The sequence below is a fragment of the Accumulibacter sp. genome, assembly GCF_036625195.1.
GTDB lineage: Bacteria > Pseudomonadota > Gammaproteobacteria > Burkholderiales > Rhodocyclaceae > Accumulibacter.
The window spans coordinates 2111846-2129084 of the sequence record NZ_JAZKUG010000001.1 but is presented as its reverse complement, the minus strand read 5'-3'; the positions used below and the strand labels follow the sequence as shown (position 1 = coordinate 2129084).

At 65.8% G+C, this 17239-nt stretch carries 15 protein-coding genes; 7 read left to right on the top strand and 8 right to left on the bottom strand.

The genetic code is table 11. The annotated features are described in order from the left end of the window. The first annotated feature begins 7 nt into the window (after positions 1-7). Entirely contained in the window at positions 8-766 is a 759-nt protein-coding gene (locus V5B60_RS09200; RefSeq protein WP_332346725.1) for a HesA/MoeB/ThiF family protein, read from the top strand. Here the strand turns inward: V5B60_RS09200 and ribD are convergent. The 8 genes from ribD to acs form a co-directional block, all read right to left on the bottom strand. Then, positions 759-1832: a bifunctional diaminohydroxyphosphoribosylaminopyrimidine deaminase/5-amino-6-(5-phosphoribosylamino)uracil reductase RibD gene (gene ribD, locus V5B60_RS09195; protein ID WP_332346724.1), complete on the bottom strand. Its 1074-nt coding sequence runs from the start codon at positions 1830-1832 to the stop codon at positions 759-761. The genes V5B60_RS09200 and ribD overlap by 8 nt on opposite strands. Positions 1833-1867: 35 nt before the next feature. Then, positions 1868-2338 carry a transcriptional regulator NrdR gene (gene nrdR / locus V5B60_RS09190; RefSeq protein ID WP_332346723.1) on the bottom strand — a complete coding sequence of 157 codons (471 nt, stop codon included), beginning with the start codon at positions 2336-2338 and terminating at the stop codon, positions 1868-1870. Positions 2339-2343: 5 nt separating this feature from the next. Further along, a complete protein-coding gene (gene glyA / locus V5B60_RS09185; RefSeq protein WP_332346722.1) occupies positions 2344-3594 on the bottom strand; it encodes a serine hydroxymethyltransferase in 1251 nt (416 codons plus the stop codon). A gap of 158 nt (positions 3595-3752) precedes the next feature. Then, positions 3753-4058 (bottom strand): DUF4212 domain-containing protein, encoded by a 306-nt coding sequence (locus V5B60_RS09180; RefSeq protein ID WP_434735316.1) that lies wholly within the window; start codon positions 4056-4058, stop codon positions 3753-3755. A gap of 36 nt (positions 4059-4094) precedes the next feature. Continuing rightward, entirely contained in the window at positions 4095-6131 is a 2037-nt protein-coding gene (locus V5B60_RS09175) for a sodium:solute symporter family protein (RefSeq protein ID WP_332346721.1), read from the bottom strand. A gap of 12 nt (positions 6132-6143) precedes the next feature. After that, positions 6144-6857, bottom strand: coding sequence for a 3'-5' exonuclease (locus tag V5B60_RS09170; RefSeq protein WP_332346720.1), 714 nt, complete (start codon positions 6855-6857; stop codon positions 6144-6146). A gap of 2 nt (positions 6858-6859) precedes the next feature. Then, on the bottom strand, positions 6860-8770 hold the full coding sequence (locus V5B60_RS09165) for a DUF294 nucleotidyltransferase-like domain-containing protein (protein WP_332346719.1): 1911 nt from the start codon (positions 8768-8770) through the stop codon (positions 6860-6862). 187 nt (positions 8771-8957) lie between these two features. Further along, the gene (gene acs / locus V5B60_RS09160; protein WP_332346718.1) at positions 8958-10922 is read right to left on the bottom strand and encodes an acetate--CoA ligase; all 1965 of its coding nucleotides are present in this window, start codon (positions 10920-10922) and stop codon (positions 8958-8960) included. 252 nt (positions 10923-11174) lie between these two features. Between acs and V5B60_RS09155 the strand changes: the two genes are divergently transcribed. From V5B60_RS09155 to feoB, 6 genes are all read left to right on the top strand, one after another. Then, positions 11175-11732 carry a TIGR00645 family protein gene (locus V5B60_RS09155; RefSeq protein WP_295352033.1) on the top strand — a complete coding sequence of 186 codons (558 nt, stop codon included), beginning with the start codon at positions 11175-11177 and terminating at the stop codon, positions 11730-11732. 61 nt (positions 11733-11793) lie between these two features. After that, positions 11794-13314 (top strand): fumarate hydratase, encoded by a 1521-nt coding sequence (locus tag V5B60_RS09150; protein WP_332346717.1) that lies wholly within the window; start codon positions 11794-11796, stop codon positions 13312-13314. A gap of 167 nt (positions 13315-13481) precedes the next feature. Beyond that, the gene (locus V5B60_RS09145; protein WP_034937833.1) at positions 13482-13826 is read left to right on the top strand and encodes a RidA family protein; all 345 of its coding nucleotides are present in this window, start codon (positions 13482-13484) and stop codon (positions 13824-13826) included. Positions 13827-14039: 213 nt separating this feature from the next. Continuing rightward, on the top strand, positions 14040-14825 hold the full coding sequence (murI, locus tag V5B60_RS09140) for a glutamate racemase (RefSeq protein WP_332346716.1): 786 nt from the start codon (positions 14040-14042) through the stop codon (positions 14823-14825). Between the two features lie 264 nt (positions 14826-15089). Continuing rightward, positions 15090-15371, top strand: a complete 282-nt coding sequence (locus V5B60_RS09135) for a FeoA family protein (protein WP_434735315.1) — start codon at positions 15090-15092, stop codon at positions 15369-15371. Beyond that, positions 15368-17239, top strand: a complete 1872-nt coding sequence (gene feoB, locus V5B60_RS09130; RefSeq protein WP_332346715.1) for a ferrous iron transporter B — start codon at positions 15368-15370, stop codon at positions 17237-17239. The genes V5B60_RS09135 and feoB overlap by 4 nt, the downstream gene beginning before the upstream one ends.

Below are 17239 nucleotides of genomic sequence, written 5' to 3'. Positions count from 1 at the left end.
CCGCGCGATGAACGACCGGCAGTTGCTGCGCTACAGCCGACACATCCTGCTCGACGAGATCGGCATCGCCGGGCAGCAGCGCCTGGTTGACGCGAGCGCGCTGATCATCGGTGCCGGCGGACTCGGCTCGCCGGCAGCGATCTATCTGGCCTCCGCCGGCGTTGGCCGGATCACCCTGGCCGACGGCGACACCGTCGACCTGACCAACCTGCAGCGCCAGATTCTGCACAGCGAAGAGCGCCTCGGCCAGAGCAAGGTTGCCTCCGGCCAGACGGCACTGCACGGGATCAACCCCGAAGTCCTGGTCGAAGCGGTACCCCACCGCGTCAGCGGCGAGTCACTGGCAGCACTGGTCGCCGACGCCGACGTCGTGCTCGACTGCAGCGACAACTTTGCCACGCGACACGCCGTCAATCGGGCCTGTGTCAGTCATCGCAAACCACTGGTGTCGGGTGCTGCGATCCGCTTCGCCGGCCAGTTCGCCGCCTTTGACAGCCGTCGTGGCGACGGCCCCTGCTACAACTGCCTGTTCCCGGAAACAGGCGAAGCCGACGAGCCGCGCTGCGCCGTGATGGGCGTCTTTGCACCGCTCACCGGCATCATTGGCACGATGCAGGCAGCCGAAGCGCTCAAGCTGATTGCCGGCGCCGGCGAGGTCACGCTCGGGCGGTTGTGGTTGCTTGATGGCCTGACGCTCGAGTGGCGCAGCGTCCGCTTCGGGCGTGATCCCCGGTGCGCGGTCTGCGCACCGTCGACGCTCAGCTGAAGCGCGCCAGCAGCCGCAGATCCTGAGACAGCAGGCGAACGTCGCGAATGAGCAGCTGCTTCCTGCCGGCCAGCGACTCGAGCTGCGGCAGAGCGAACATTCCGCGCGCCGCATCGCCGACGAGACAAGGCGCCAGATAGAGCAGCAGTTCATCGACCAGGCCCGCCTGCAGCAGGGCGCCGCTGAGTACGAAGCCGGCTTCGACGTGGAGTTCGTTGATGCCGCGCCGGGCCAGTTCGGCAAGCAGTGCCCGCAGATCGACCCGGCCGTCCGAAGCGGGCAGCAGCAGGACTTCGACGCCCAACTCGGCGAGCGCCGCGCTGCGGGCGCGGTCAGTCACGGCAGCAACGACCAGGGTGCCACCACCCTGCAGCACCCGCGCGTCCGGCGAGACCTCGAGGCGACTGTCGACGACGATCCGCAGCGGCTGCCGGACAATATCGGTGGGCAGTTCCGCGATCCCGCGGACGCTGAGCTGCGGATCGTCCGCCCGCACGCTGCCGCTACCGGTCAGGATCGCGCAGGCGCGTGCCCGCCAGCGATGACCGTCCTGCCGCGCGGCCGGTCCGGTCAGCCATTGGCTGGCGCCGTTGCACAGCGCAGTCTTGCCGTCCAGGCTGGCGGCGAGCTTCAGCCGCAGCCACGGTCGGCCACGTGTCATGCGGCTCACGAAGCCGATGTTGAGTTCCCGCGCCGCGTCAGCGAGCAAGCCACATTCGGCGCGCACGCCCGCCTGTCGCAGGGCCGCCAGCCCGCGACCGGCAACCAGCGGATTCGGATCCTCGATGGCGGCGACGACCCGGTGCACGCCGGCCGCCAACAGCGTCTCGGCGCAGGGGGGCGTACGGCCGTGATGGCTGCAGGGCTCCAGGGTAACGAAGGCGGTGGCGCCGCGGGCCTTGTCGCCAGCCACCCGCAGCGCATGCACTTCGGCATGCGGGCCGCCGGCCCGCACATGCCAGCCCTCGCCGACGACCTGCCGATCGCGAACGATGACACAACCAACGCGCGGATTCGGCGTGGTTGTCAGCAGGCCGCGCTCGGCAAGGCGCAGCGCTCGCGCCATGAACTCATGATCCGCCGCGCTGAACGCGGGCTGCATCAGCGACCGAGCGGCTGGGCCGACCGCGAGACCTCACGGATGACCTTGGAGAACTCGTCCACGTCCTCGAAATTCCGATAGACCGAGGCAAAGCGGACGTACGCCACCTTGTCGAGCTTCTTCAACTCACGCATCACCATCTCGCCGAGCTTCTCTGACGCCACCTCACGCTCGCCGAGTGCGAGCAGCTTTTCCTCGATGCGGCTGATCGCCGCCTCGACCGCCTGGCTGCTCACTGGCCGCTTGCGCAATGCCAGATCGAGACTTGCGGCCAGCTTCTCGCGGTCGAACTCGACCCTCGAGCCGTTCTTCTTGATCACCTGCGGCATCCGCAACTCGGCCCGTTCGTGGGTCGTGAAGCGTTTGTCGCACTTCAGACACCGCCGGCGCCGGCGGACGATGTCGCCATCGTCACTGATCCGCGTGTCGGCGACAGTCGTCTCGGCAGCACCGCAGAACGGGCATTTCATCGCTGCTACCCGCCATAAACGGGGAACTTCCTGCACAGTGTGGCGACGTCGGCCCGCACCCGGAGCCGCACTGCCTCGTCAGCCGGAGCATCGAGGACATCGGCGATCAGGTGCGCGACCTGCTCCGACTCGATCTCGGTAAAGCCGCGTGTCGTCATCGCCGGCGAGCCGATGCGGACACCCGACGTGACGAAAGGTTTCTGCGGGTCGTTCGGAATTGCGTTCTTGTTGACCGTGATGTGCGCCGCGCCGAGAGCGGCTTCAGCGTCCTTGCCGGTGATCTCCTTGGCGCGCAGGTCGACGAGAAAGACGTGCGATTCGGTGCGACCCGAGACGATGCGCAGCCCGCGCTCCTCCGCCAGGACACGTGCCAGGACACGCGCGTTGGCGAGAACCTGTTCCTGGTAATCGCGGAAGGCCGGCATCAGGGCCTCCTTGAAAGCCACCGCCTTGGCCGCGATGACGTGCATCAGGGGACCGCCCTGCAACCCCGGGAAGACCGCTGAATTGATCGCCTTCTCGTGTTCCGCCTTCATCAGGATGACACCACCGCGAGGACCACGCAGCGTCTTGTGCGTCGTCGACGTGACGACGTCGGCACAGGGCACCGGGTTGGGATAGCAGCCGGCAGCGATGAGACCCGCATAGTGCGCCATGTCGACCATGAAGATCGCCCCGATTTCCTTCGCCACTGCGGCGAAGCGTTCGAAATCGATACACAGGGAATAGGCCGAGGCACCGGCAATCAGGATGCGTGGGCGGTGCTCGCGCGCCAGCGCTTCCATCCGGTCGTAATCGATCGCCTCATGCCTGTCGAGGCCGTAGGCGACGACATTGAACCACTTGCCGGACATGTTGAGCGGCATGCCATGCGTCAGGTGGCCTCCTTCGGCCAGACTCATTCCCATGATCGTGTCACCCGGTTTGGCAAAGGCCATCAGCACGGCCTGATTCGCCTGCGAACCGGAATTGGGCTGCACGTTCGCTGCCTCGGCGCCAAACAGCTTCTTCAATCGCTCGATCGCCAGTTGCTCCGCAGCATCGACGTGCTCGCAGCCGCCGTAATAGCGCTTGCCGGGATAACCCTCGGCGTACTTGTTGGTCAGTTGCGAACCCTGCGCCGCCATCACCGCATGGCTGACGTAGTTCTCCGAGGCAATCAGTTCGATGTGCTCTTCCTGGCGGCGGTTCTCGTCCTGGATGGCCTGCCAGATCTTCGGGTCTACCTGCGCCAGGGTGTCTTTGACTGAAAACATCGCATACGCCTCACGAGCCTTGAAGGGAGCAGGATTGTACCATGCGCCGCGGCAGGGAAAATCGCGCCGGATCCTCCCGGCACGAGCACCGGCAGCGCCTCGCCGGGGGCAGCACGCGCGACCGGCAGTCCTGCCCGCGGCTGGCGCGGGGGCAGTTCCTAATCCTCGCCTTCGGCGTCCTCGACACCATAGTCGCGGTCAAGCGCGTTCATCCGCCGCGCGTACCACCAGATGATCAGCAGGTAGGTCAGCGGTGCTCCCTGGGCTCCCATGTAGAAACCAAGCGGCATACCCAGGACCAGGATGTGCTCGACCTCACGCGCAAAATAGCTGACGACGAAGGAGACGAAGAACCACAAGCCGAGAAGCCCCGCCGTCAGGCGAAGGTTGCGCCGCCAGTAAGCGCGCTGCCGCTCATCGAGCCGCATCGTCGCCCACCAGGCACCAGCCGCCCTGCCGACCACAGGCAGAGGTTCTCCCAGCCCTCGGCCACCGCCCCATCAGCGGTCGAACTCCGGGTAGCGAACGCTCTCGACGAAGTCCTGCGTCTCCTTGCTTGGTGGCTTGTCCAGCAGGCTGACGACGACGATCGTCGCGAAGCCGGCAGCGACGCCCCAGACGCCAGCCGATGTGGACTGGATCCCGAGCCATGGCTCCATGCCGATGCCCTGGATGTGCAGCCAGGGGATCGAGTCGAACTGCACGCGGACCATGTAGTAGAGCGTCACCAGCAGACCGACCAGCATGCCGCTGACGGCCCCGGCACGCGTCGCCCGTTTCCAGAACACGCCGACGATCAGCGCCGGGAACAGCGCTGAGCCGGCAAGAGAGAAAGCCCAGGCCACCATGAACAGGATCGTCGCCGGCTTCTGTGACGCGACCGTGGCTGCCAGCACCGCGACGACGAGCAGCAACGACTTGGAGACGACCAACCGCCACTGCGTCGTCGCCTGCGGGCGAAAGACCTTGTAGTACAGGTCATGCGACAGCGCGCTGGCGATGGTCAGCAACAAGCCGTCCGCGGTTGACAGCGCGGCCGCCAGCGCACCGGCCGCCACGAGACCGGAAATGACGTAGGGCAGGCCGGCGATCTCCGGCATCGCCAACAGGATCACATCCGGGTTGAGCACCAGTTCCGCCAGCTGCACGATACCGTCGCCGTTGATGTCCTCGATCGACACCATGCCGATCTTGCCCCACGAGCTCACCCAGAGCGGCAGTTGCGCGATCGGCGACCCCACCAGGTGCGTGTAGATTTCATGCTTGACGAAGGCCGCATAGGCCGGCGCCGTCAGGTACAGCGCCAGGATGAAGAGCAGCGACCAGAACACCGAAAGGCGCGCATCGCGAACGCCGGGCGTGGTGTAATAGCGCGTCAGGACGTGCGGCAAGGCTGCCGTACCGATCATCAGACAGAAGACGAGGGTCAGGAAATTCGCCCGCGCCACCTCGTTCACCGACTCGCCCGGTCCTGGATAGGCGGTCATGTGATGATCGGGATCGACCCCCCGCTGCGCCGCCTGGCGCATGTGTGTCTCCCAGTAGTTGCGCGCGTCTTCGCTGTTTCGCGGCAGTTCCCGGCGCTCGCGTTCAAGCGCCACGATTTCGCGCATCTGTGCGTTGTCATTCTTCAGGGCGTTGATCCTGGCCGCCAGTTCGCGTCGCTCCTCGGCCAGCGACTCGGGGAGAGACAGGATGCGATCGTGGTAGGCATCGGCACGTTCACGGAACAGGCGGCGCGCCTCGACTTCGCCGGGATCGCCGAAGATTCTCTCCTCCAGCACCTGCACCTGCTGCAGCACGCCGCCATAGGTCAGCTGTGCCAAGGGAACTCCGGTCACCTGGTGGGAGAGAATGGTCACCGGAACCAGGTAGGCGACGATCAGGATCGCGTATTGCGCCACCTGCGTCCAGGTCACGGCACGCATGCCGCCGAGGAATGAGCACACCAGGATGCCGGCCAGACCGACGAAGACACCGATCTCGAACTGCAAGCCGACGAAACGGCTGGTGATCAGGCCGACGGCGTAGATCTGCGCAACGACGTAGACGAACGATGCCAGGATGGTCGCCAGGACCCCGACCACACGTGCCGGATTGCCGCCATAGCGGGCAGCAAGAAAGTCCGGGATCGTGTATTGGCCAAAGCGGCGCAGATAGGGTGCCAGCAGCAACGCCACGAGGACGTAGCCGCCGGTCCACCCCATGACGTAGGCCAACCCCTGATGGCCCGACAGGTACAGGGTTCCCGCCAGGCCCATGAACGACGCGGAGCTCATCCAGTCGGCGCCTGTGGCCATGCCGTTGAACACGGCCGGCACGCGTCGGCCGGCAACGTAGTATTCGGCAACGCTGGTGGTCCGCGCCAGGACACCGATCGTCGCATACAGGAAGATCGTCAACAGCAGAAAGGAGTAGCCGATCCAGCGTGGTGGCATGCCGTAACGCTCGAGCACCGCCAGCATCAGGACGAAGGCGAAGAACCCGACCGTGTAGGACGCGTAGTAACGCCGCAGCCGCACCATGTACTCGGCCATCGCCGGCCCTCTCTAGGCGCTCTGATGCATGTGCCGGCGCGCCTTCTCCAGTTCGCGCAGGCTGGCCGGTGTGTCGATTCCCTTGCGGGCGGCATGGGCGACGGCGATCTGCATCAGTTGCGCGGTGGCAAAGGCATCCGACAACGCCTCATGGCGTCGGATGCTGCTGATGCCGAAGTGCTCGAGCCAAGGGTCGAGCCGCTCAGGGCCGGCATCGACCTCACGGAAAAGGTCGGGCAGGATCCACGCCAGATCCAGCCACGGCAGTCGCACCCGCACACCGAGATGCTCCGCCAGGGTCCTCTGCAAGAGCCTTCTCGCAAAGCGGGCGTTGTAGGCCACCATGGGCGCCTTGCCGACGAAACCGAGGAAGGCGATCAACTCATCGACCGGCGGCGAGCCCGCCCGCGACTCGGTCGCAGCGACGTCCGGCGACGACGCAGGATTCGCCCCCTCAGCCTGTTCTTCCAACACCAGTCGCCAGGCATCCTGGAAAGAGATCTGGCCATCGATCACCGCCACGGCGGCAATAGCAAGCAGACGGGCCGTGTCTGGATCGCCACTGCTCGCCTCGACATCGATCACCACGTAGCGACAGCGATAATGCGACCGCCGCAGGTCGGCGTCGGGCAACTGCTGCCAGCCGCCCAGAAGCTGCTCCTGCCGGGCGGTCAGGGCCACACCGGGAGTGTTCCGGGCACCGAGAAGGCGGGAGAACCAGCTCATGCTCAGAGTTGGTAATCAAGCTTGAGGCGAGCCTGCAGCTTGCGCGCCTGACGGAAGGCCTCCTTCAGGACGCGCCGTTCGATCTCGTTCAGATCGTCCGGCCGGATCAGGTTGTCGCCCGGTCGCCCGTGCTCCTGCTCGAAATGCTGATGACGCAGCCGCAGAAGCTGGATGAAATTGAAGCCCTCGATGCTGGCCGCCAGATCGTCAGTGCCGATGTTCATCACGGCACCGGCACGCCGGAGCCGTTGCACGGTGTTGGTCGCCTCGACCGCATTCGCCAGAGCAAAGACACGCGCCGCATCGGTGAACAGACGGACGCCATAGGTCTTCAGGTCGATGGTGCCCGGATGCTCCGGGTCGGTGCTGGTGACGAAGTCGCGGATCCGTCCGAGAGGTGGCGCCACGCTCAGTGCATTCTCGGCCAGCATGCGCAGGAACAGCGGATTGCCACGCGTCTGCCGGAACAGCTCCAGTCGCAGCCTGTGGGCGAGATTGAAGCGGCCGAAGAGCGGACGGAAGTCGAAGAAGATCGTTGCGTTGAGCAAGGCCTGAGGCTCCGGCATCCGAACCCAGCGCGCGAACCGTTCCTCCCACTCCTCGAGGGTCAGGCAGAGGTCCGGGTTGCTCGCCATGATGTTGCCCTTGCACAGCGGAAATCCACAGCGATCCAGATCCGCGTTGACATCGCGCGCAAAATCGAGGAAGCGCAACTGGGTCAATTCGCGATCCATGATGTCGGTGCAGATGAAAACGATCCCGTTGTCCTGATCGGTGGTGAAGGTCTGCTCATCCCGCCCTTCGGACCCGAAGGACAACCAGGCCCAGTCGATGCCATAGAGATCGTGCCGTTCGAGATTCAGCTCGATGATGCGGCGCGTCACGGTGTCGTTGAGGGTGGAGATGAACTGCGTGATCTCCGCCGCGCCGACGCCCTCGGCGAGCATCGTCAAGGACAATTGCCGCACATCGCGGCGCGCGTGCTGCAACACCTCGACGCTGTTTGCAGCATCGATCGCATGTCGAATCTGCCGCAACCCCGCTCCCTGCAGCTTGAACAGATCGCGCTCCGAAACCACGCCGCGCAGGCGACCGCCCTCGTCGACCGCAAGCACATGGCGAATCCCCCGCATCGCCATCAACAGGGCCGCATCGTGCGCATTCGCCGCCAGCGGCAGGGTAGCCGGCGCCGGCGACATGACGCTCGCGATCGGCTGCGTGAGTGACGCGCCGGGAAGAACGATGCGCTTGAGGACGTCGGAGAGGGTGAAAATGCCAACCGGCACTTCCTGTTCGTCGACCACGACCATCGAACCGAGGTGCCGCTCGGCCATCAGTTCGACGACTTCGCGAATCGATGCGGTGGTCGGCACCGCAACGGCTTCCCGCTTGACGACTGCCGCAAGTGGCGAGTTCATCGTCTTCTGCTCGGCGGCGCGCTGCGCGAACTGCAATTGCAGTTGCTGCTGCGACTGCTTGAGGAGGCCGGCGATGTGCTGCGTACAGAACAGGTTGAAGGCCGAACTCTTCTGCGTCAAGGCAAAGAAGTCGTCCGCTGGCAGCTCATAGCAGAAGACCTCGTCGACCGCCTCGTAGGAGCCGAAGGTCGGCCTCTGCGCCATCAGGGCGCCGATGGCGAACGCCTGTCCGGGGCCGAGCGTCGACAACGTCGTTTCGCCGCTGCCGAGGCCGACGGTGGATTTCGCCCGCACCCGTCCACGGTGGATGATGTACAGGGCGGGCGCGACACCCATCTCGGTCGACAGGATGCGCGCACCCTTCGGGTAGTGCTGGAGCCGGACACGCTCGGCAAGGAAGCGCAGTGCCTCCGCCTGCATCTGCTCGAAGGGCGGGTAAGCCTGCAGGAACCGAATGCACGCAGAAATGAGCGTGTCGACCGCACTGGTGCTCATGCTGCTCCTTGATCGGCACGAATGAAACGGCCGGCACCGTTGGCACCGGCTGGGCATACCCGCTTCGCGGCCGCCGCTTCGGGTCCAGGGCCCGAACAGCACCCGGCCCGTTCAGGCTTCGCTGGCGGAGAGCGGCAACCGCCACTCTCCGCCACCGCCGGCAGCCTTGCTGCGCAGCCCCGCTCGCTCAGCCGCGCAACTGCTCGAGGATCGCCGGGTTTTCCAGCGTCGAGACGTCCTGCGCAACCGTGTCACCCTTGGCCAGCGAACGCAGCAGGCGCCGCATGATCTTGCCGGAACGGGTCTTCGGCAGGTTCTCGCCAAAGCGCAGATCCTTCGGCTTGGCAATCGGGCCGATCTCGCGTCCGACATGGTCCTGCAACTCCTTGACCATCTTCTTCGCTGCTTCACCAGTCGGGCGCGGGCCCTTGAGAACGACGAAGGCGCAGATGGCCTCCCCGGTCAGATCGTCGGGACGACCCACCACCGCCGCTTCGGCCACCATCGGATGCGACACCAGCGCCGACTCGATCTCCATGGTGCCCATGCGGTGACCGGAGACGTTCAGCACGTCGTCGATGCGGCCGGTGATGGTGAAGTAGCCGGTGTTGAGGTCGCGGATCGACCCGTCGCCGGCGAGGTAGAGCTTGCCGGCGAAATCGTCCGGATAGTACGACTTCTTGAAGCGCTCGGGATCGCCCCAGATGGTGCGGATCATCGACGGCCACGGCCGCTTGACGACGAGCATGCCGCCCTTGCCCCAGTCGAGCTCGGTACCGGTCTCATCGACCACCGCCGCCTGGATACCCGGGAAAGGCAGGGTGCAGGAACCGGGCACCAGCGGCGTGACGCCGGGCAGCGGCGTGATCATGTGGCCGCCGGTCTCGGTCTGCCAGAAGGTGTCGACGATCGGGCAGCGACCACCGCCGACACTGTCGTAGTACCACTGCCAGGCTGCCGGATTGATCGGTTCGCCGACCGTGCCGAGCAGGCGCAGCGACGACAGATCGTACTGCGTTGGAGCGACCGCCGGATTCGTGTCGGCAGCCTTGACCAGCGAGCGGATGGCGGTCGGCGCGGTGTAGAAGATGCTGACCCGGTGCTCCTGGATCATCTTCCAGAAGCGACCGGCATCGGGATAGGTCGGAATGCCCTCGAAGACCATCTCGGTCCCGCCACAGGCCAGCGGGCCATAGGCGATGTAGGTGTGACCGGTGACCCAGCCGATGTCGGCCGTACACCAGAAGAGGTCGTCGGGCTTCAGGTCGAAGGTCCACTTGGTCGTCACGATGGCGTGCAGCAGGTAGCCGCCGGTCGAATGCTGCACGCCTTTCGGTTTGCCGGTCGAACCCGAGGTATAGAGCAGGAACAGCGGGTGCTCGGCCTCGACCCACTCCGGCTCGCAGACATCGGACTGCCCGGCGATGACGTCGTGCCACCAGATGTCGCGGCCGGCAACCATGTTGCAGGCGCCGCCGGTGCGGCGAAAGACGATCACGTCCCGGATCGACTCGCAGCCGCCCAGGGCGATGGCCTCGTCGACGGCCGGCTTGAGCGGCGGATTCTTACCGCCGCGGCATTGCTCGTCGGCGGTGATCACCGCCACGGCACCGGCGTCGTTGATGCGATCACGGACCGACTGCGCCGAGAAGCCACCAAACACGACCGAGTGGATCGCACCGATGCGCGCGCAGGCCTGCATGGCGACGATTCCCTCGACACCCATCGACATGTAGATGAGGACGCGGTCACCCTTCTTGATGCCGCGCGCGCGCAGGCCGTTGGCGAACCGGCTGACCTGCGCCAGCAACTGGCGGTAGGTGACCCTCGTCACGGCGCCGTCGTCGGCCTCGAAGACGATCGCCACCTTGTCGCCAAGACCGGCTTCGACGTTGCGGTCAAGGCAGTTGTATGAGGCGTTCAGCGTGCCATCGGCGAACCACTTGAAGAAGGGGGCGTTGGACTCGTCGAGAACCTGCGTGAACGGCTTCTTCCAGGAGAGGTGTTCGCGCGCCAGCCTGGCCCAGTAACCGGTGTAGTCCTTTTCGGCCTCGGCACAAAGCGCCTTGTAGGCGTCCATGCCGGAAATGGTCGCCTGGTTGACGAACTCGGCGGAGGGCGCGAAGAAGTTTACGGCCTCGTTCAGTGACATGTTCCATCTCCTCTGATTTATGGTGAACGACAGACGACTCGAACACAGACAATGACGTCGCCGGAGCACGACGCGCCAGCAACCGCGACGCACGGCCTCACCCCCGTGGCTGCCTGCAGAAACGCCAATCGCAGCTGATTAGACGCCGGAAATCTTACATCCCACTTACACGGCGGCGATTCCCCGCATGCGGCAAAAGGGTCAATCTTTGGTGCTAGAATCCGGCATCCCGATCACCCCCCTGGCAAGCTCATGAGTGCCCTCAAACCGACCATCGACCGCCTCGAAACGTTCATCTTCTGGAGCCGCTGGCTGCAGGCACCGCTCTACCTCGGCCTGATCATCGCCCAGTGTGCCTACGTGTACCTGTTCATGCTCGAACTCTGGCACCTGATCCACAACCTGTTCTTCAGCAGCACGCGCATCACCGAGACCGAGGTCATGCTCGTCGTCCTCGGTCTGATCGACGTGGTCATGATCGCCAACCTGCTGATCATGGTCATCATCGGCGGTTACGAGACCTTCGTCTCCCGACTCGATCTCGAAGGTCACCCGGACCAGCCCGAATGGCTGTCGCACGTCAATGCGGGCGTGCTGAAGATCAAACTGTCGACGGCGATCATCGGCATCTCCTCGATCCACCTGCTGAAGACCTTCATCAACGCCGAGAACATGAGCGAGCACACGATCAAGTGGCAGGTCGTGATCCATGTCGTCTTCCTGCTTTCGGCGCTGGCGATGGCGTGGGTCGACCGGCTCATGACGACGACGGTGGCGCTGGGCAAACCGTCCCATGGCCCGCGTCACTAAGAGTGAACCGACATCCGCAGCAGCAGCAAGCACGCTGCCATTCACCGAGAGAGAAGCTCAAATGACCACGATCAAGCAGGAAGACTTCATCCAGAGCGTTGCCGACGCATTCCAGTACATCAGCTACTATCATCCCCTCGACTACATCAAGGCCTTGGGCGCCGCTTACGAGCGTGAGCAGAGCCCGGCGGCGCGCGACGCGATCGCCCAGATCCTCACCAACAGCCGCATGTGCGCCGAAGGCCACCGTCCGATCTGCCAGGACACGGGAATCGCGGTGATCTTTCTCAAGGTGGGCATGGATGTCCGCTGGGACGCCAGGCTGTCGCTGCAGGAGATGTGCGACGAGGGAGTCCGCCGCGCCTACGACCACCCGGACAACAAGCTGCGTGCATCGGTCCTGCTCGACCCGGCGGGTACGCGCCGGAACTCGCGTGACAACACGCCGGCGGTCGTCCATTTCGAGATCGTCCCCGGTCACCATGTCGAGGTCATCTGCGCTGCCAAGGGCGGTGGCTCGGAGAACAAGTCCAAGTTCTACGCCCTCAACCCGTCGGACTCGATCGTCGATTGGGTTCTCAAGACGGTGCCGACGATGGGCGCCGGCTGGTGTCCACCGGGCATCCTCGGCATCGGCATCGGTGGCACTCCCGAGAAAGCCATGCTGCTCGCGAAGGAATCGCTGATGGCACCGGTCGACATGCACGAACTGATCGCCCGCGGAGCCAGCAACCGTGTCGAGGAGTTGCGCCTGGAACTGTACGAGAAGGTCAACGCGCTGGGGATCGGTGCGCAGGGCCTGGGCGGCCTGACCACGGTCCTCGACGTCAAGATTCTCGATTATCCGACGCATGCCGCCAGCCTGCCGGTGGCGATGATTCCGAACTGCGCGGCGACGCGCCACGCACACTTCCACCTCGACGGCTCCGGTCCGGCGGTGCTGACGCCTCCTGATCTCGATCAATGGCCGAAGGTGAACTGGACGCCCAGCAGCGAGACTTCGACGCGGGTCAACCTCGACACGCTGACACCGGCGGAAGTCGCCGCCTGGAAGCCGGGCCAGACCCTGCTGCTGAACGGCCGCATGCTGACCGGCCGTGACGCGGCTCACAAACGCATCCAGGACATGCTGGCGCGTGGCGAGACGCTGCCGGTGGACTTCACCAACCGCGTCATCTACTACGTCGGACCGGTCGATCCGGTGCGCGATGAGGCCGTTGGCCCGGCCGGCCCGACAACCGCGACGCGCATGGACAAGTTCACCGAGATGATGCTCGCCGAGACCGGCCTGATCTCGATGGTCGGCAAGGCCGAGCGTGGGCCGACGGCGATCGCCGCGATACGCAAGCACCGCTCGGCCTACCTGATGGCCGTCGGTGGCGCCGCCTACCTGGTCGCCAAGGCGATCCGGACAGCGAAGGTGGTGGGCTTTGCCGACCTCGGCATGGAAGCGATCTACGAATTCGAGGTCAGGGACATGCCGGTGACCGTGGCGGTCGATTCGACGGGAGAGTCGGTGCACGAGACAGGACCACGGGAATGGCAGACGAGGATCGGCAAGATCCCCGTCGTCGCCGCCTGAAGCCGGGCGGGCGCGCCGGCGACGCGCAGCGGGCGCCGATCCGTTGCGCGACCGGGCCCGGCGGGCGGTTGCCGGAGCGACGGTGCGGGAGGGCACCGTCAGGACGCGCAGGCGCGGCTGCCACTGATGAAAAGGAACGATGACCGTCGGCTCACGGAGGAGGAGGCATGGCGATCGAACGGCACGGAACGACGCAGCGTTATTCGGACATCTGCGCTTACGGCAATACCATCTATCTCGTCGAGACCCCGCAGACGCTCGACAGCAATGTCGCCACCCAGACGCACGAGGTCCTCGCCGGAATCGAGAAGCTTCTGCAACGGGCCGGCAGTGACAAGTCCCGCCTGCTGATGGCGACGATCTACCTGCGCGACATCGAGGACAGCATCGCCGTCAACGCGGTCTGGGACCGTTGGGTTCCGCGGGGAACGGCGCCGGTGCGAGTCTGCGTCGAGGCCAGGATGGCGCACCACGATTTCCTGGTCGAGGTGGCCATCGTTGCCGCGCGCTAGCCGGCCGCAAAGCGCTCGGGTACGAACGGTGGCAGGCGCGTCGACGAGGCTGCCGCCTGCTGCCAGCGTGACGGGCGTCAAGGCACACCGGCTCGCGGTCACAGCCAGCGAGGCGCACCGGTGGCGGCGACCGCCTCTACGGCGGGACGTCACCGGCGCCAAGACCGGCTCCCCGATCGTGAAGGCACGAGCGACGAGCTGCTGCGGTCCGACATGATCGGCATCTTCGACAGCGGTCTGGGCGGCCTGTCGGTTCTCGCCGCCATCGCCCGGAAACTGCCGGCAGCCGATCTCATCTACCTCGCCGACACGGCGCACCTGCCCTACGGCAACAAGGAGGATGGCTACATCCGCAGTCGCGTCCTGCAGATTGGCAGCAGGCTGGTCGACGACGGCTGCGGGGTCATCGTCGTCGCCTGCAATACGGCGACCGCGGCTGCCGTGGCGGCCTTTCGCGAGCATTTTCCCGAACTGGCGGTGGTTGGCGTCGAACCCGGGGTCAAGCCGGCGGCCGCTCAGTCCCGCAGCGGCCGCATCGCTGTCCTGGCAACCGAGTCGACGGCGCGCAGCGAGCGGCTGGCAGGATTGATCCGGCAACACGCCGGATCGGTACGGGTGCATGTCGAACCCTGCCCGGGCTGGGCGACGCGTGTCGAGACGCTGCAGCTCGACGACCCGCATTTTGCCGCCGAGGCGCGCCAGCACCTGACCCCGCTGCTCGAGTGCGGGGTGGACCAGATCGTTCTCGGCTGCACGCACTACAGCTTTCTGGCACCCGTTCTGCAACCGATCGTCGACCAGCGGGCAGCGCTGGTCGATGTCGCCGAAGCTGTCGCCCGCCAGTGCGTCCGCCTGGCCGGTGCTGCAGCACTCGGCAGCGGTCGCCTGACGCTGCTCGCCACGGCCCACCCCGAGCGCCTGCAGGCGGCGCTGCCGGCACTTGGCCTCGGCTGGCTGCGTCACCGCCTGTGCAGCGCCGCCCGCCTGGTCGTCGCCTGATCGTCTGCCTGAGCCGGGCAGGCCGGACACTCGTCGGCCCGATGGTCGCTGCGGCCTCACGCCTGCATTCCTGACGCGAGGCAATGCGAGTCTGCTTACCGGCGGGTTGCGCGGACTGCAACACCGCTTCGCAACATGCGACAAATGCGAATCATTCGCATATAATGCCGGTACAGTCCTGGCCCGGCCGCGAGCGATGCACGGTCTGGGAACTGCGACACACGAGCATGACGACATTCAATCCAAAGAGAGGAACCCGCTACGATGATGGCCACGGGATCGATGACCCTGTTTGAGCTGCCGATGGGGCAGGAAGGAACGGTGCGCGGCGCCCCGGTCGCGAGCGATGAGCGGACGGCGGAACAGGAGATTGCCCTGCGACTCTTCGAGATCGGCTTCATCCCCGGCGAGCGCGTGCGCGTCGTCGCGCGCGGCTACCCCGGTGGCGATCCGCTGGCCGTGCGGGTCGGCGACACGATGTTCGCCCTGCGTCGCTTCGAGGCCGAGCGCGTGCTGGTGACGCCGGCTTGCGAGGCAGCCCGATGAGCGCCGCAACGGAAAGCCTGCGCCTGGCCCTGCTCGGCAACCCGAACTGTGGCAAGACGGCGCTGTTCAATCTCCTGACGGGCAGCCGGCAGAAGGTCGCCAACTATCCGGGAGTCACCGTCGACCGCAAGGAAGGGCACTTCACCACCGCGGCCGGCAAGAGCTTCCGTGTGCTCGACCTGCCGGGGGCCTACAGTCTCAACGCACTCAGCATCGACGAGGAGATCACCCGCGACGTCATCCTCGGCAGGCTCGACGCGGAGCCACCGCCCGAACTGATCGTCTGCGTCAGCGACGCGACCAACCTCAAGCTCAACCTGCGACTCGTCCTCGAAGTCAGGCGCCTGGGCGTACCCATGATTCTCGCGCTCAACATGACCGACCTGGCCAAGCGGCGCGGCATCGTCATCGACGTACCGGCGCTCGCCCGCGAGCTGGGAATGCCGGTCGTCAGCACGATCGCCATCAAGGGCGGCGGTGCCGACGAGCTGATCCGTCAGCTCGATACCCCGCTCGCAGCGACGGGGTCGCCCCCGGCATCCTGGCTGCCGCCGGATGTCGCCGACGTCGGCGCAACGCAACGCGAGGTGCGACGCATCCTGGCCGCGACGGTCAGCCAGCCGGCGGTCGACACGCGCCGCGACGAGAGAATCGACCGCGTCGTCCTGCATCCGGTCTGGGGCATGCTCATTCTCGCCGGTACGCTGTTCCTCATGTTCCAGGCCGTTTTCAGTTGGGCAAGCCTGCCGATGGAGCTGATCAAGGATGGCGTCGCAGCGATCGGCGAGTCGGTCGGCGAGTGGATGCCGGACACCATCCTGCGCAGCCTTCTGGTCGACGGCATCATCGCCGGCGTCGGCAGCGTCCTCGTCTTCCTGCCGCAGATCCTGATTCTCTTCCTGTTCATCCTGGCCCTCGAGGATTCGGGCTATCTGCCCCGCGCCGCCTTCCTGCTCGATCGCCTGATGGGTACCGTTGGCCTCTCAGGACGATCGTTCATTCCGCTGCTGTCGAGCTTTGCCTGCGCCATCCCCGGCATCATGGCGGCGCGCACCATCTCGAACTGGCGCGACCGGCTGACGACGATCATGATCGCCCCGCTGATGACCTGTTCGGCCCGCCTGCCGGTGTACGCGCTGATCATCGCTGCGTTCATTCCCGAGACGACGGTCGCCGGCGTCTTCAATCTGCAGGGCCTGGTTCTGTTCGGCCTCTACGTCGGTGGCGTGGCCAGTGCCATGGCGGTGGCCGGCGCCCTCAGGCTGGCTGCCGGCAAGGGGGCGCAGTCGCCACTGATGCTCGAACTGCCTTCCTACCGCTGGCCGCATGGCCGCAGCCTGCTGCTCGGCCTGCTCGAACGGGCGCGCATATTCATCCGGCGCGTCGGCGGCGTCATCCTGTCGCTGATGGTCGTGCTGTGGTTCCTGTCGTCGTTCCCGGCAGCGCCCGAAGGTGCCAGTGGCCCGGCCATCCAGTACTCGTACGCCGGCATGCTGGGTCGCGCGCTCGAGGTCGTGCTGGCACCGATCGGCTTCAACTGGCAAATCTCGATCGCTCTGGTTCCCGGCATGGCGGCGCGGGAAGTGGCCGTCGGCGCCCTCGGCACGGTCTATGCGCTGTCGGCTGCCGGCGACGATGTGGCCGATCAGCTGCTGCCGATGCTGGCGGCGAGCTGGTCGCTGCCAACGGCTTTCGCACTGCTTGCGTGGTACGTCTTCTCGCCGCAATGCCTGTCGACACTGGCGGTCGTCCGCCGCGAAACCAATTCATGGCGTTACCCCTTGCTGATGGCCGCCTATCTGTTTGCGCTGGCCTATGGCGCCGCCTTCGTGACCTACCGCGTCGCCCTCATCCTCACCGGAGGCTGA